This window comes from Pseudoclavibacter terrae (assembly GCF_008831075.1).
Lineage (GTDB): Bacteria > Actinomycetota > Actinomycetes > Actinomycetales > Microbacteriaceae > Pseudoclavibacter > Pseudoclavibacter terrae.
This window is the reverse complement of the sequence record NZ_WBJX01000001.1, coordinates 127,611-140,738: the sequence shown is the minus strand read 5'-3', so window position 1 is coordinate 140,738 and position 13,128 is coordinate 127,611. Positions and strand designations below refer to the sequence as shown.

Sequence of the window (13,128 nt, the reverse complement as noted above, 5' to 3'; positions counted from 1 at the left end):
GATCCTGACACCACCGCCTGACCGTGTCGTGCAGCTCAGGTCACGTTGTCGAGCGCGTCGCGAGCGGTGTCGAGGTCCTCGCCCCGGCGACGCCGGACGCGCTCGCGCACCTCCTCGAGGACGGCGACCGATTCCGCGCCGGTGCCACCATGCTCGCGTTCGTGGTCGGCGTCGAGGTTCTGGATGATGACGGCGAGCTCCGCGTGGAGCATCGCGGCATCCTGGAGCTCGCCGAACGCCTGCGCGAGGCGCTTCCACTCCTTGCGCTGCTTCTTCGCCTTCGCATCCGGGAGCTCGTCGATGGCCTCGTACCCGTAGCGAACCGACTTCGCCGCCTTGCGGACGTCATGCCACCGCTCGAGCTTCCTCGGCTTCTTCCGCGCCCGCTCCGCACGCTGCTCGACCGTGACGATCGCCCTGCGGGTTAACCGCCGCATGGCGCCGAGGGCACGTCGATCGGCGTCGTCCGTGAACGGCGGAGCCGTGATGAACGAGACCAGACGATCGTGGAGGGAATCCCAGCGGTCCGAGTCGACCTCGGCCCTGAACGACGCGAGGGCGGCGGCGTGGCGCTCCTCGAGCACCTGCTCGACTCGAGTTCGAGCGCGCTGGACGGCCTCGGGCCCCGCGTCGAGCTCATCGTCCGTGTCGAGCTCCGCCAGGACCAGCTCGCGAAGCACCTCGGCGTCGCGGGGAGCTCCGAGAACTCCACCAGCCCATTTCAGCTCGGCGGCAAGGAGCTTGACCTCGTCAGCCTCGAAGAGCGACCCGAAGACCTTCAGCAGGCTGCGCAGCCGACGCAACGCGACCCGCGCCTGGTGGACCGCATCCGGGGCATCTCGCCGACTCCCGTCCTCGTGGGCCTGGAACTCCCCGAAGCGGGCCGCGATCGCGAAGACCACGGCCTCCCCCGCCGTCGCCTGCCCCGTCGGTGCCTGCGCGGCCTCGACTCCGTCGAGCGTGCGCACGAGCTTCGATCGGTGCCCGGACGGCGTCAGCCCGACATCGAAGAGCACCGCCTCGATCTCGTCGAAGACCCGGGTCGAGGCGCCATCGGCCAGCTCGACCTCGAACTCCCGCCACTCCAGCGTCCGCTCGTCGCCGATGCGAAGGACTCGGGCACGCACTACGTCATCGCAGATGAGGGCGGCAAGCGCGTCGTCGTCATCTCGGGCGCCTCCGGCGGACCACGCGCCGCCGCCGAGCACCTCGGTGGTCGTGCGAATCGTCGTCAGCTCGACGAGTGGCAGCACGGGTCGCTCGCCGATGAGCTCAGCGAACTCGGCGCGGAGCTCAGGTGGGATGCGTCGCGGGGCGCCGACGGGCGCGTGGACCTCGATGCGCTCGTCTCCGCTGCGTGGTCGCTTCAGATGCCAGCCCTCGTCGTCCCCGCCGGTCCGGCGCCGCAGCACGCAGCGCGCGTCGAGGATGGCGAGCTCGGGGGTTTCGACGTACTCGGCGACGAGCGTCTCGGTAGTGGCCCGACCGGCGCGGAGTCCAGCGCCGAGCTTCGAGAGCTCAGGTTCGCCAGCCCCCTCCGGGATGTCGTACTTCCGCTCGATCTCCCGCTGCTCGGAGGGCGTTCTGACCCGCTCGCTCTGCGCTTCGATGCTCATCTGGAAAGGCTAGCGCGCCCAACTTGCGAGGAGTCGGACTCGAGCGCGTCAGCGCAGCGCGGCCTTGATCAGCGGAATCTGCAGCGGCAGGCGCGCGATGGAGATCGCGAACGCGGCGAGCGAGGATGCGTTCCTCTTGCGGAGCGCGCGACGCCCGAGGTCGACGCTCATCTGCGCGTTCGCTGGCCAGACCGCGAGCAGGACGGCGGCGCTCGCGAGCCCGGCGAGGGGTCGCGTCGAAGGATGCAGGAGTCCGGCGGCGCAGGCGAGCTCGGCGGCCCCCGACGCGACGACGAGCTCGCGTCCGCGCGCTCGAAGCGGCTTGGGGATGATCGGCTCGAAGACCCGAGGCTTCGCGAGGTGGATGACGCCGGAGACGGCGAACGGCAGGACGACGATCCACGGGATCGACCCGTCGGGCTTGGCGGTGCGACGCTTGAGTGACGTGGACGACATGTCCGCATCCTGCCGGTCGCGGCCGAGAGGCGTCTCAGACGTCGTGCGACGCCGTCAGCTAACGTTCCGCGGAGGGCGGTCAGTCCGCTTCTGCGAGGAAGGCGAGGGCAGCCGCCCGGAAGTCACGCGAGCCGGGTGCGTTGAAGTGGTGACGCTCGGGGATCTCGAAGAAGCGAGCCTGCGGCGTCGCGGCGGAGAGCGCCTTCGAGCCTTCGATGATCCCATCGAGCGAGCCAGTCGCGAACAGGACGGGCTGCTGCGGGACGCGGCCGAGATCCGGGTCGGCCTTGCCGGAGGCGCGCATTCCCTCGGCGATCGCGAGCAGCGCACGGAGGTCGTTGCCACCGACCCGCTCCGTCAGGGCGAGGTAGTTCTGCGTCACCGGGTCCTGCACGGGGGTGCCGTTGTCGATCAGCGCGCGCACCTGGCCGATGTCGAGGCGCCCGAGCGGAACGCCGTCGGGGACCCCGCCGAGCACGACCCGCGGGATGCGGTCGGCGAAATCCTGCGCGACCTCCCAGCCGACGCGGGCACCGAGCGAGTAGCCGACGTACAGGGCGGTGTCGACGAGGTAGGCATCGAGCACGGCTTCGACGTCGGAGGCGAGCGTGCGGATGTCGTAGTCGCGACCCTCGTGGGGCTTGTCGCTCTGCCCGTGCCCGCGCTGGTCGAGGCCGAGCACCCGGTAGCCGGCGCGCAGCAGGTCTCGGACCCAGCCCGTCGCCACCCAGTTGTCCTTCGTGCTGGATGCGAAGCCGTGGACGACGATCACGGTCGGCGCATCCGTCTCGCCCCACGTGTAGGTGGCGATGCGGTGGCCGTCGCCGACCATCACGAACTGGGGGTCGGGAAGCACAGTCAGGGCGGCTGGAACGCTATTCACGCATCGATTGTCTCAGGCCGCGAGGGCCCGCTCGCGCGCCTGCGGAAGGCTGCGAGCCGCCGCCCACGCACCGAGCCCGGACGGACCCCCTTCAGTTGGGGGTCCGTCCGGGCTCAGAGCTGCCAGCTGAGGTCAGTCGATGAGGTCGTGGATCTGGATGATCTCGTCGCGCTTCGGGCCGACGCCGATGGCGGAGATGCGGGCGCCGGAGAGACGCTCGAGCGCGTGCACGTACAGCTGAGCGTTCTCGGGGAGCTCGTCGAAGGTGCGGCAGCTGGAGAGGTCTTCGGTCCAGCCGTCGAAGTACTCGTAGATGGGCTTCGCGTGGTGGATGTCCGACTGCGAGACGGGCATCTCGTCGAAGCGGACACCGTCGACGTCGTAGGCGACGCAGACGGGGATGCGCTCGATGCCGCTGAGCACGTCGAGCTTCGTCATCACGAGGTCGGTGACGCCGTTGATGCGTGCCGTGTACCGGGCGACGGGCACGTCGTACCAGCCGGTCCGGCGCGGACGGCCCGTGGTGGTGCCGAATTCGCCACCGCGCGTGCGAAGCAGCTCGCCCCACTCGTCGAAGAGCTCGGTCGGGAAGGGGCCAGCGCCGACGCGCGTGATGTACGCCTTGACGATGCCGATGATGCGGTTGATCTGGGTCGGGCCGACGCCTGCACCCGTGGACGCGCCTCCAGCGGTCGACGAGGACGACGTCACGTACGGGTACGTGCCGTGGTCGACGTCGAGCATCGTGGCCTGGCCACCCTCGAAGACCACGTTGCGGCCCGCGTTGAGGGCGTCGTACAGCTCGAGCGACGTGTCGCCGACCATGGGGCGGAGGCGCTCGGCGTGGACGAGCAGCGCGTCCACGATCTCGTTGACCGTGATCGCGCGGCGGTTGTAGACCTTGACGAGGAGGTGGTTCTTGCCGAAGAGCGCGGCTTCGACCTTCTGGCGGAGGATGTTCTCGTCGAAGAGGTCCTGCACGCGGATGCCGATGCGGTTGATCTTGTCGGCGTAGGCCGGGCCGATGCCGCGGCCGGTCGTGCCGATCTGGCGCTTGCCGAGGAACCGCTCGGTGACCTTGTCGAGGGTCGTGTGGTACCCCGTGATGAGGTGGGCGTTCGCGGAGACTCGCAGCTTCGAGGTGTCGACACCTCGTGCTTCGAGGTGGTCGATCTCGTGGAAGAGCACGTCGAGGTCGATGACGACGCCGTTGCCGATGACCGGGGTCACGCCTGGCGTGAGGATGCCAGAGGGCAGCAGGTGCAGCGCGTACTTCTCGTTGCCGATCACGACCGTGTGGCCGGCGTTGTTGCCGCCGTTGAACTTCACGACGTAGTCGATGCGGTCGCCGAGGAGGTCGGTCGCCTTGCCCTTGCCCTCGTCGCCCCACTGGCCGCCGATAATCGCTACGCCTGGCATGTGTGCCCCTGTTCTCTGTCGGATCGGCGCAGCTCGCGCCTGTCGTGTGCGTGGCGTGAGCCGCGCGGTCGGGATGACCGGCTCGACGGCCCCGCCCCGTTTCCTGCTGGTGTTGCCGTGACTCGAGCCGTCACACCGGCGGGTGCCTAGCTGGCGGCGTGCATCCGCTCGATCTCGGTGATCGCCTGAGGGTCGGCGTCATGCAGCAGGTCGGCGAGCCGCTCTGGCTCGCCCTCCTCGCCGATCTCCGCGGCGCTTCGCCTGAGGGCGTAGAACGCGCGGAGGACTCCCCGGTTGGGCTCATGCGACCACGGCACGGGGCCCTGACCGCGCCAACCAGCCTTGCGGAGGGCGTCGAGGCCGCGGTGGTAGCCGACCCGTGCATACGCGTACGAGCCGATGGTGTTGCCGTCGGCGTGCGCCGCATCGGCCAGCGTCGCCCATGCCAGCGATGAGGCCGGGTGCTTCTCGACGATGGCCGCGAGCGCGGCCTGGTCGTGAGGCAGGTTCGAGAGGTCGTCGACGACCTCTGGCTCAGCAGCGAGGCGCGTCTCGGGGATGCCGAGGAGATTCGTTCCGGTCACGGGCCCGATTCTATCCTGTGGATGTTTCGGAGCGCGGTCGGGGCGGATTGCTGTGGAGAGCACCCTCCATCTGCCCCGTGGATCCGCGCCTCAGCCCACCGGGAAGATCGCGCAGGTGCTTGTCGCGGTCGCGAGGAGCACGTCCGACGAGTCTCGGAGCTCCGCCTCGACGAACGCCGCGCGTGCTCCGGACTTCACGACCCGACCGCGGACGCGGACGGGGCCGGTCTCGGCTGTCATGGGCCGGAGGAAGCTGACCTTGATCTCGAGCGACGTGTAGGCCTGGCCTGGTCGGAGGGTCGTGTGGACAGCTGTGCCGCAGGCCGAGTCGAGCAGGGTGGCGGCGAAGCCTCCGTGCACGGTTCCGATCGGGTTGTAGTGCGTCCGGTCAGGTAGCCCCTCGAAGACGACCTCGCCCTTGGCGAAGCTCACGACGGTCATGCCGAAGTGCTGAGCTATAGGGGCGATCTCCGCACCGCTGGCGAGGTGCGCCTGCAGCTGCTCGAGTCCTGTCAACGTTCTCGGATCGGTCATGTCGCTCCTTTGCGCTACCGCACCCAGGCGGATGCACAGAGGGAGCCTCGCACCGATCCGTCAGTCGAACCAGCCAGTTGTGGCGAACATCCAAGCGGTCGGGTGCGCACTCGCGACGGTCCTGAGCGCGGCTACCAGGGCATGAAGGCGAAGAAGGACACGGCGACGCCGATCGAGATCGTGGCGCCGACGAAGCAGAGAGCGAGAAGCTCACCTGGCATCACGGTTCGCTGGTAGACATCCCAGTAGCGGTCCTCTGCGCGTCGTCGAGCGTCGGCTACTGCAGTGCGGTTGAGCCTTCGTCGTTGTCCGAGCATGTATGTAGCTTATTTAACTAAATAATCTGCACCGAAGTGTTGACTCCTGCCCGCGCGGCGAGTATCCCGCGAGGAGACTAGGAGCGATGCACCGCCATGACAGGCCCCGCATCCGTCACGCCGCCAGCCTTCTCCGCATCGTGAGGGGCGGGCGCTTCCACCGACCCGACCATGCCCGAGAGGAACTTGGCGACCCCATCGAGTTCCTCGGTGCTGAGGGAATCGACGACCGCGATCATCCGTTGATGCATGACCCCCAGCGTCTCGCGGACCTCGCGATCCGACTCGACCGTGGGAGCGATGATCGATGCGCGACGGTCCGTGGGGTGCGGGCGACGCTCGACGTGCCCGCTCTTCACGAGTCGGTCCACGAGACCGGTCACCGACGCCGAGGAGATGTTGAGGCGCTCCCCCAGGTCCTTCTGCACCACGACCTTGCCGTGGCGCTGCTGCTGGAGCAGGAAACGCAGAGCCAGGAGGTCGTTTTCGTTCATGCGCATCGACGACCGTGTCCGCGCGCGCATCTTCGCCTCAGCTTCACGGTATTCGCGGAGCAGGTTCAGCACGTCGACCGACGTCGCGTGCTGCCCTCCCGTCGGGTACCAGTACCCGGACGAGTCCTCGGCCGGCTTCTGCGCCATGATCCTCCTCGTGCTGGCGCACCGAACGCCAGGAAGCTAGTTCATCAAACTAGCAAAGACGGATGCGCGACCGGCAAGAAACACAGTTCGCGCCCGCACATCGGTGTTCTCGCGCGACGCCAGCGTCAGTCGATGCAGGGGCCCTCATGATCGAAGTTGGCCCCGCGCAACTGGCACGACGCCGCCTCCTGGTCGACGCGGTCGATGCCCGTCTTGCCGGTGAAGTCCATGACGATGAAGTGCGACTGCGCTCCGTCGAAGAGACCCTCGGCGAACTCGGTCGCCCTGTCACGGGTCGCGAAGCGGTAGTAGTCGGCCTGATCCGTGGACCAGGCTTCGACGCAGTCGACCTCGTCCCCGCAGGCCGACTCCGTGATCTCCACGGGATTGCTCGCGTAGTCCGGGCCCGAGTACTGCGCGTCGACGACCGCCTGCCTGATCGTGAGCCCGTGCTGGGGGATGAGGATCGAGCATCCGCTCATCGCGAGCAGCGCACCGACGCCGAGGCACACGGCCCCGACAGATCTCCCGCTGGCCGCCACCGCGTTCATGCGCCGTCCGGCCGCTGCGTGTCCGGATGCTCCGGCCCAGATGGCACGCTCGTCGCTCCGGGCTGGTAGCTGTCGCCCGAGGCGGGGACATCCGCGGTCCAGCCGGCGTCGGAATGGACCCCGAGCGGAACGTACGACGTCGAGTACCGTGCCGGCCCCGTGCCCTCGAACAGGGCCGTCCGCGCCTGCGCGGCCACGCCCGGCATCCCACGCTCGTCGTCACTGCCGTCGCCGATTTCGTCAGGCTCGCTGCCGTCGCCGAGGAGCCGACGCGTGAGGGCGGACTGCGCCGCCATGAGCTCATCGAGTTCGTGAAGCAGGATGTCGTCGTCGACCGGGAGGCCGTTCCTCGCCGCGGTGAGCACTGCTCGCCGGACGAGCTCCTTGGAGAACGAGCCGGTGGTCTGCTCGGCCCGCCGCGCCGCCTCAGCCAGCGCCGTCTCGCTGAACGGCAGCCCGGACGCGTACTTCTCGAGCAGGCGGAAGCGCTCCGGCTCACCGGGCAGCGCGATCTCGACGGCGAGGTCGACGCGACCGGGCCGGGAGACGAGGGCACGCTCGAGCACCTGCACGCGGTTCGTCGTCATGATGAACGCGACGTCGGCGTCGCCATCCAGGCCGTCGAGCGCGTCGAGCACTTCGAACAGCAGCGGCTGCGGCGAGGCGTGCCGTTCCATGGCGACGAGGTCGATATCCTCGAGCACGACGATCGACGGCTGCAGGGTGCGGGCCAGCTCCGCAGCCGCGCCGATGTGCTGGATGCTCGACCCCGTTAGCAGCACGGCGGTGACACCCTCCGTCCGACTGAGGAGGTGCCTCACGGTGAGCGTCTTGCCGGTTCCGGGCGGGCCGTACAGCAGGATGCCGCGCTTCAGGTGCTGGCCAGCGGCGAGCAGGACCTCGCGCTGGCGTCCGATCTCGATGACGTGCGCGACGACGGACTCGAGCACGCCGAACGGCAGGATGACGTCGCCCTCTGCGACGTTCGGCCGCTCCAGGAACGACGCGCCCGCATCCATCCGGTAGTCGCTGCTCTCGAACGCCAGCACCTTCCCGCGGAGCACACTGCGCTCCACCATGAGCGATCGCACCTCGCCGAGAAGCTCGGAGACGAGCGACGGCGCCGCGGACGTGAGCACCTCGAGCTGGCTCTGGGGACGCCCCATGTCGGGTCGGGCTGCGCGCTGCATGATCACGACTCGCTCCCCCTGGTAGGAGAGGAGCCGCGCGCCGAAGCTCACGACCTGCCTGGTGGTGTTCGGCCCGGTCGCCTTCTCGGCGAACTCGGCCGGCCCGGTCTTGAATGGCATGTGGGGACTCGAGATGAGTTCGGCGAGTCCGGCGTGCGCGTGGGCTGAGCCGCCCGCGACTCCGACGAGGCGCGATTCCGCGCGGCTGGCGAGCTCCTCGATGGCGATGTCGGCGTCGACGATGCGGTAGCTCGCGAACTCCTCGACGACCACGGGGAGCGCCTCGGCGTCCGCGCCGAGGAAGCCGCTCAGCTCCTCGCCGAACGGTGTGCGCTGCGCCCTCGCGTCTGGCGGCGTCTCGTTGACACGGTCGAGGAACCGCTTGAAGGAACGGTAGAACTGCTCGTCGGCGACCTGCGTCTCGCTCATGCCATCCCCTCGCCGGCGGGCGTGTCCCGCCGATCGAGAGCCTAGGACGCCGCCGCTGGAAAGGCGCTCTCGGCACCGCTTCTCGGCGCTGACCATCCCATGCCTCGTAAATGAACGAGATTCAGTTAATTCGGCGCGAACCCTGGGTTTCCAAGGCCGCATCTCCTAGGCTTCACCCAATCGCGCGATGCTGCGCGCACGCATCCAATGTCTGGAGTGAGTTTGAGCACCTACGTAGTTGTGAACCCAGCGACCGGCGAGCAGGGAGAGGAATTCCCGCTCGTCACCGAGGACGGCATCGAGACGGCGCTGCAGAGCCTCGATAACGCGTACCGCACGTGGTCGAAGCCCAGCACCGTCGCCGAGCGGGCCGCCCTCATGCGCCGCGCCGCCGAGCTGCACCGCGAGCGCCGCGAGGAGCTGGCACAGATCATCACCCGCGAGATGGGCAAGCCCATGGAGCAGTCGTACGGCGAGGTCGACTTCAGCGCCGACATCCTGCAGTACTACGCAGACAACGCGGAGAACTTCCTGAAGGACGCTCCGATCGAGCTGCTCGGCGGCGAAGGCACCGCCCTCATCCGCCGCTCGGCGATCGGCCCCCTCCTCGGCATCATGCCGTGGAACTTCCCGTACTACCAGGTCGCCCGCTTCGCCGGCCCGAACCTCGTGCTCGGCAACCCGATCCTGCTGAAGCACGCCGGGCAGTGCCCCGAGTCGGCGACCGCGCTCGAGCAGATCTTCGCGGATGCGGGCTTCCCGCAGGGCGCGTACGTCAACATCTTCGCCACCAACGAGCAGATCGCCGACATCATCGCCGACGACCGCATCCACGGCGTCTCGCTGACCGGCTCCGAGCGCGCCGGCGCCGCCGTCGCCGAGATCGCCGGCCGGAACCTCAAGAAGGTCGTGCTCGAGCTCGGAGGGTCCGACCCGTTCATCCTGCTCAGCACCGACAGTGTCGACGAGGCGGTCGAGGCCGCGGTCGCAGCGCGCCTCGACAACTCCGGGCAGGCCTGCAACGGAGCCAAGCGCATGATCGTCATCGACTCGCTCTACGACGAGTTCGCCGAGAAGTTCACGGCCGCGATGACGTCGGTGGCCCCCGTCGACCCCACCAAGGACGACGCCGAGCTTGGCCCGCTCTCCTCGGCGCCAGCCACGAAGAACCTCGCAGAGCAGGTCGAGCGTGCGGTCGCCCAGGGGGCGCAGCTGCTCGGCGGCGGCGGCCACGACGGCAACTTCTTCGAGTCGACGGTGCTCGCCGGCATCACTCCCGACAACGACGCCTACACCGAGGAGTTCTTCGGCCCCGTCGCGGCGCTCTACAAGGTCAGCAGCGAGGAGGAGGCGATCGAGCTCGCCAACGCGACCCCGTTCGGTCTCGGCTCGTACCTCTTCACGACTGACCAGGAGCAGGCGCAGCGCGTCGCCGACGCCATCGAAGCCGGCATGGTCTACATCAACGGCGTCGGCCTCGACAGCCCGGAGCTGCCGTTCGGCGGGGTGAAGCGCTCCGGCTTCGGCCGTGAGCTCGGCTCGCTCGGCATCGAGGAGTTCGTCAACAAGAAGCTCATCCGCCAGGTCAAGTAGTCCTGGTCGGATGGGAGCCCCTCGGGTCGGAGGTCACCTCCGCCCGAGGGGCTCTTCCGCGCCCTCAAGCGGCATTGTCGGTGGCACCTCCTAGCGTGTGAGCATGCTTGAACTCCTCGCCATCGAGAACTATCGGTCCATCAAGAGCGTCGCGGTGGGACTCGAACGCCTCAACGTCATCACCGGCGCGAACGGAACCGGCAAGTCGAATCTGTACCGGGCCCTGCGACTGCTCCACGACATCATCCGAGAGGGTGCCCTGTCGTCGCTCGCGATGGAAGGCGGCCTGCGGGCAGCGCTGCACGCGGGCAAGCGCTCCCGTGGCACGCCCGTCACCCTCAAGCTCGGCCTCCGCACCTCGACCGCCTCGTACGCGATCGACCTGGGCATCCCCGTCATCTCGGACTTCCCGTTCGACCCGGTCGTGAAGAGCGAGCTCGTCTGGTCGAGTGAGCTGCTGCGGCCCTCGACGACGCTCGTCGAGCGGCGCGGAAATCTGGTCAAGGTGCGTGACGCCAACTTCAGGCTGGTGCATGCCGAGTGGAGCGTGCGCGAGGCCGAGTCGATGCTCGCCACCCTCGCCGACCCGTCGACGGCACCCGAGCTCTACGCGCTCCGCGAGTCGGCGCGCGGCTGGCGCTTCCTCGACTACCTCCGCACCGACGCGGCGGCACCGGCAAGGCTGCCGAGCCCTGCGACCTTCACCCCTGTGCTGCCGGATGACGGCTCGCGATTGCCCGCGGCACTCGCGACCGTGCAGCGGGTCGGCAACGCGAGGGCGTTCCACGCCGCCATCGATGCCGCCTTCCCCGGCTCCCGGGTGGGCGTCGAGGAAGACGCGTCCGGCATGGCCCGGCTCGTCATGTCGCAGCCCGGCCTCGCGAGGCCGCTCGATGCCCGCGAGCTGTCGGACGGCACGCTGCGGATGATCCTCCTCGCCACCGCCCTGCTGTCACCCCGTATGCCCGAGCTGCTGGTGCTCAACGAGCCAGAGGCGAGCCTCCACCCCAGCCTCCTCCCGACGCTCGCGGGCCTCATCCGCAGCGCATCCGAGCAGACGCAGGTCATCGTCGTCACGCACTCGCAGCCGCTCGTCGAGGGCCTCCGCGACGACGCGAACATCATCGAGCTCGAGAAGGAGGCCGGCTCGACGAGCATCCGCGGCCAGCTGCAGTTCGAGGGGCCGCAGTGGGTGTGGCCGAAGCGCTGAGCGCGCGGCCACCTCAGCTACGTCGCCTCGCCGTAGCTGTCGACGACGTGCGCCACCACGGGGAAGGTGACCTGGCTGCCCGAGAACAGGAGTCGTCCGGCTTCCGCGGCCGCCGCGACGACCTCAGCCGCCGCACGGTCTGCCAGCTCGGCAGGCGCGTGCACCACCACCTCGTCGTGCAGGAAGTACGCCAGGTGCGGGCTGCGCTCGAGCGGCGCATCCACAACCGATCCAGCTCCGAGCCGAGCCAGCCGCTGCCGGATGCCCGCCATCCAGGTGAGCGCCCACTCGGCGGCCGTGCCCTGCACGATGAAGTTGCGGGTGAAGCGTCCGAAGTCGCGCGGCGAGAACTCGGCGGGCGGCCACGGCGACGTTCGTCCGAGCCAGGTGTGCACCTGCTGCCCCCGTTCCCCAGAACGGGCGGCCGAAGCGACGAGCGCCATCGCGTGCGGGTAGGCGCGCTCGAGGCCCGGCAACAGGATCGCGCTCTGCCCGCTCGTCGCGCCGTACATCGCGCCCAGCATCGCGACCTTCGCACTGTCGCGGTCCGGTACGACGCCACGGTCAACAAACGCGGTGTACATGTCGCGCTGCGCGCCGGCTCTCGCCATGGCCTCGTCGCCGGACATGGCGGCCAGGATGCGCGGCTCGAGCTGCGCCGCATCGGCGACGACGAGCTTCCAACCCGGGTCGGCCACGACCGCGCTGCGGATCTCCTTGGGGAGCTGCATCGCCCCGCCGCCGCTGGTCGCCCAGCGTCCCGTCACGACGCCACCCGGAACGTAGTCGGGTCGGAAGCGTCCGCCACGGATCCACTCGTCGCGCCAGGCCCATCCGTTCGCCGTGAACAGTCGATGCAAGCGCTTGTAGTGCAGGAGCGCCTCGACGACCGGATGGTCCTTCCCCCACAGCTCCCACTTGCTGGTGCTGGCCACGTCGAGCCCGGCCCGCCGCAGAGCCGCGAGCAGGTCCTTCGGCGAGTCGACGTTGAGGGTCGGCTCATCCAGCGCGGAACGCACCGCCGAAGCAGCAGCCTCGAGCTTCGCGGGCCTGCCGCCAGCGCCCCGCGGACCCAGCGCCTCCACGAGGACACGCTCGTGGCGTTCGACGCTGAACGGCATGCCAGCAGCCCGGAGTTCCGCCGCGACCAGAGCTCCCGCGCTCTCGACCCCGACAAGGAATGCGAGCGCTCCCTTCCGGGATCCCCCGTGATTCGCTGCCTCGAGGGCCGCGAGCTGCGCCTCGAAGAGCTCGCGGGTCGCTGCGGGCGTGCCCGGGTTCTCCGCGTCGAGGTCGAAGAGGCCCTCACCGGGGTGAGACCCGCCTCGCGCGTCCGCCACATCGAAGCTCGCATCGAGGTAGCCGGCCGTGATGAGGATGCGGCCCGCGAGCCGAAGGTCGTGGCACCGGCCCACCCGCACCCCGTGCGCGAGCAGCCGGGGCACGATGTCCTGGCTGTTCCACACCCAGCGAATCGGATCGGCTGCTGGGGCCGACCGCTCGCACTCGGACACCAGCTGCGCGAGCCCGATGGCGTCCGGGACGATCCGCACGCGAGAGGCGTTCGAGGAAGCGGCGTCGGCAGCGGGTGCGGCGTCGCGTCGATCCTCGAGCGCGAAGCCGCGCTCGAGCGACGTGACCAGGATGTGCATCCGTTCATTGTGCGGCAGACCACGGACAAGATCCGCCTCGAAGCAAGCCGTTG

At 69.2% G+C, this 13,128-nt stretch carries 13 protein-coding genes; 2 read left to right on the top strand and 11 right to left on the bottom strand.

Translation table 11 applies throughout. From position 1 onward, the window contains the following. Nucleotides 1-35: 35 nt before the first annotated feature. From F8O03_RS00715 to F8O03_RS00670, 10 genes are all read right to left on the bottom strand, one after another. Nucleotides 36-1,616: a CYTH and CHAD domain-containing protein gene (locus F8O03_RS00715; RefSeq protein ID WP_151421961.1), complete on the bottom strand. Its 1,581-nt coding sequence runs from the start codon at nt 1,614-1,616 to the stop codon at nt 36-38. 48 nt (nt 1,617-1,664) lie between these two features. Beyond that, nucleotides 1,665-2,072 (bottom strand): DoxX family protein, encoded by a 408-nt coding sequence (locus F8O03_RS00710; protein WP_151421960.1) that lies wholly within the window; start codon nt 2,070-2,072, stop codon nt 1,665-1,667. 79 nt (nt 2,073-2,151) lie between these two features. Continuing rightward, a complete protein-coding gene (locus F8O03_RS00705; protein ID WP_208851797.1) occupies nt 2,152-2,904 on the bottom strand; it encodes an alpha/beta fold hydrolase in 753 nt (250 codons plus the stop codon). 183 nt (nt 2,905-3,087) lie between these two features. Beyond that, nucleotides 3,088-4,374 (bottom strand): adenylosuccinate synthase, encoded by a 1,287-nt coding sequence (locus F8O03_RS00700; protein WP_151421958.1) that lies wholly within the window; start codon nt 4,372-4,374, stop codon nt 3,088-3,090. A gap of 146 nt (nt 4,375-4,520) precedes the next feature. Continuing rightward, entirely contained in the window at nt 4,521-4,958 is a 438-nt protein-coding gene (locus F8O03_RS00695; protein ID WP_104251513.1) for a DUF3151 domain-containing protein, read from the bottom strand. 90 nt (nt 4,959-5,048) lie between these two features. Further along, nucleotides 5,049-5,492 (bottom strand): PaaI family thioesterase, encoded by a 444-nt coding sequence (locus F8O03_RS00690; protein ID WP_104251512.1) that lies wholly within the window; start codon nt 5,490-5,492, stop codon nt 5,049-5,051. Between the two features lie 131 nt (nt 5,493-5,623). Continuing rightward, complete coding sequence (locus F8O03_RS00685; RefSeq protein WP_104251511.1) at nt 5,624-5,809, bottom strand: hypothetical protein; 186 nt, start codon at nt 5,807-5,809, stop codon at nt 5,624-5,626. Nucleotides 5,810-5,886: 77 nt separating this feature from the next. Further along, entirely contained in the window at nt 5,887-6,450 is a 564-nt protein-coding gene (locus tag F8O03_RS00680) for a MarR family winged helix-turn-helix transcriptional regulator (RefSeq protein ID WP_151421957.1), read from the bottom strand. A gap of 125 nt (nt 6,451-6,575) precedes the next feature. Continuing rightward, nucleotides 6,576-7,001: a hypothetical protein gene (locus F8O03_RS00675; protein WP_151421956.1), complete on the bottom strand. Its 426-nt coding sequence runs from the start codon at nt 6,999-7,001 to the stop codon at nt 6,576-6,578. After that, the gene (locus F8O03_RS00670; protein ID WP_151421955.1) at nt 6,998-8,620 is read right to left on the bottom strand and encodes an ATP-binding protein; all 1,623 of its coding nucleotides are present in this window, start codon (nt 8,618-8,620) and stop codon (nt 6,998-7,000) included. The genes F8O03_RS00675 and F8O03_RS00670 overlap by 4 nt, the downstream gene beginning before the upstream one ends. 222 nt (nt 8,621-8,842) lie before the next feature. Between F8O03_RS00670 and F8O03_RS00665 the strand changes: the two genes are divergently transcribed. Both F8O03_RS00665 and F8O03_RS00660 read left to right on the top strand, forming a co-directional pair. Next, nucleotides 8,843-10,213, top strand: a complete 1,371-nt coding sequence (locus F8O03_RS00665) for an NAD-dependent succinate-semialdehyde dehydrogenase (protein WP_208851766.1) — start codon at nt 8,843-8,845, stop codon at nt 10,211-10,213. Between the two features lie 103 nt (nt 10,214-10,316). Then, nucleotides 10,317-11,423, top strand: coding sequence for an AAA family ATPase (locus tag F8O03_RS00660; protein ID WP_151421953.1), 1,107 nt, complete (start codon nt 10,317-10,319; stop codon nt 11,421-11,423). Nucleotides 11,424-11,440: 17 nt separating this feature from the next. Here F8O03_RS00660 and F8O03_RS00655 read toward each other — a convergent pair whose 3' ends face one another. Next, on the bottom strand, nt 11,441-13,075 hold the full coding sequence (locus F8O03_RS00655; RefSeq protein ID WP_151421952.1) for a bifunctional 3'-5' exonuclease/DNA polymerase: 1,635 nt from the start codon (nt 13,073-13,075) through the stop codon (nt 11,441-11,443). Between the last annotated feature and the right edge of the window lie 53 nt (nt 13,076-13,128).

Excerpts from the sequence above, each read along its gene's own strand:
- F8O03_RS00715 (WP_151421961.1), bottom strand. The coding sequence starts at position 1,616 with ATGAGCATCGAAGCGCAGAGCGAGCGGGTCAGAACGCCCTCCGAGCAG.
- F8O03_RS00710 (WP_151421960.1), bottom strand. The coding sequence starts at position 2,072 with ATGTCGTCCACGTCACTCAAGCGTCGCACCGCCAAGCCCGACGGGTCG.
- F8O03_RS00705 (WP_208851797.1), bottom strand. The coding sequence starts at position 2,904 with ATGGTCGGCGACGGCCACCGCATCGCCACCTACACGTGGGGCGAGACG.
- F8O03_RS00700 (WP_151421958.1), bottom strand. The coding sequence starts at position 4,374 with ATGCCAGGCGTAGCGATTATCGGCGGCCAGTGGGGCGACGAGGGCAAG.
- F8O03_RS00690 (WP_104251512.1), bottom strand. The coding sequence starts at position 5,492 with ATGACCGATCCGAGAACGTTGACAGGACTCGAGCAGCTGCAGGCGCAC.
- F8O03_RS00685 (WP_104251511.1), bottom strand. The coding sequence starts at position 5,809 with ATGCTCGGACAACGACGAAGGCTCAACCGCACTGCAGTAGCCGACGCT.
- F8O03_RS00680 (WP_151421957.1), bottom strand. The coding sequence starts at position 6,450 with ATGGCGCAGAAGCCGGCCGAGGACTCGTCCGGGTACTGGTACCCGACG.
- F8O03_RS00675 (WP_151421956.1), bottom strand. The coding sequence starts at position 7,001 with ATGAACGCGGTGGCGGCCAGCGGGAGATCTGTCGGGGCCGTGTGCCTC.
- F8O03_RS00670 (WP_151421955.1), bottom strand. The coding sequence starts at position 8,620 with ATGAGCGAGACGCAGGTCGCCGACGAGCAGTTCTACCGTTCCTTCAAG.
- F8O03_RS00660 (WP_151421953.1), top strand. The coding sequence starts at position 10,317 with ATGCTTGAACTCCTCGCCATCGAGAACTATCGGTCCATCAAGAGCGTC.
- F8O03_RS00655 (WP_151421952.1), bottom strand. The coding sequence starts at position 13,075 with ATGCACATCCTGGTCACGTCGCTCGAGCGCGGCTTCGCGCTCGAGGAT.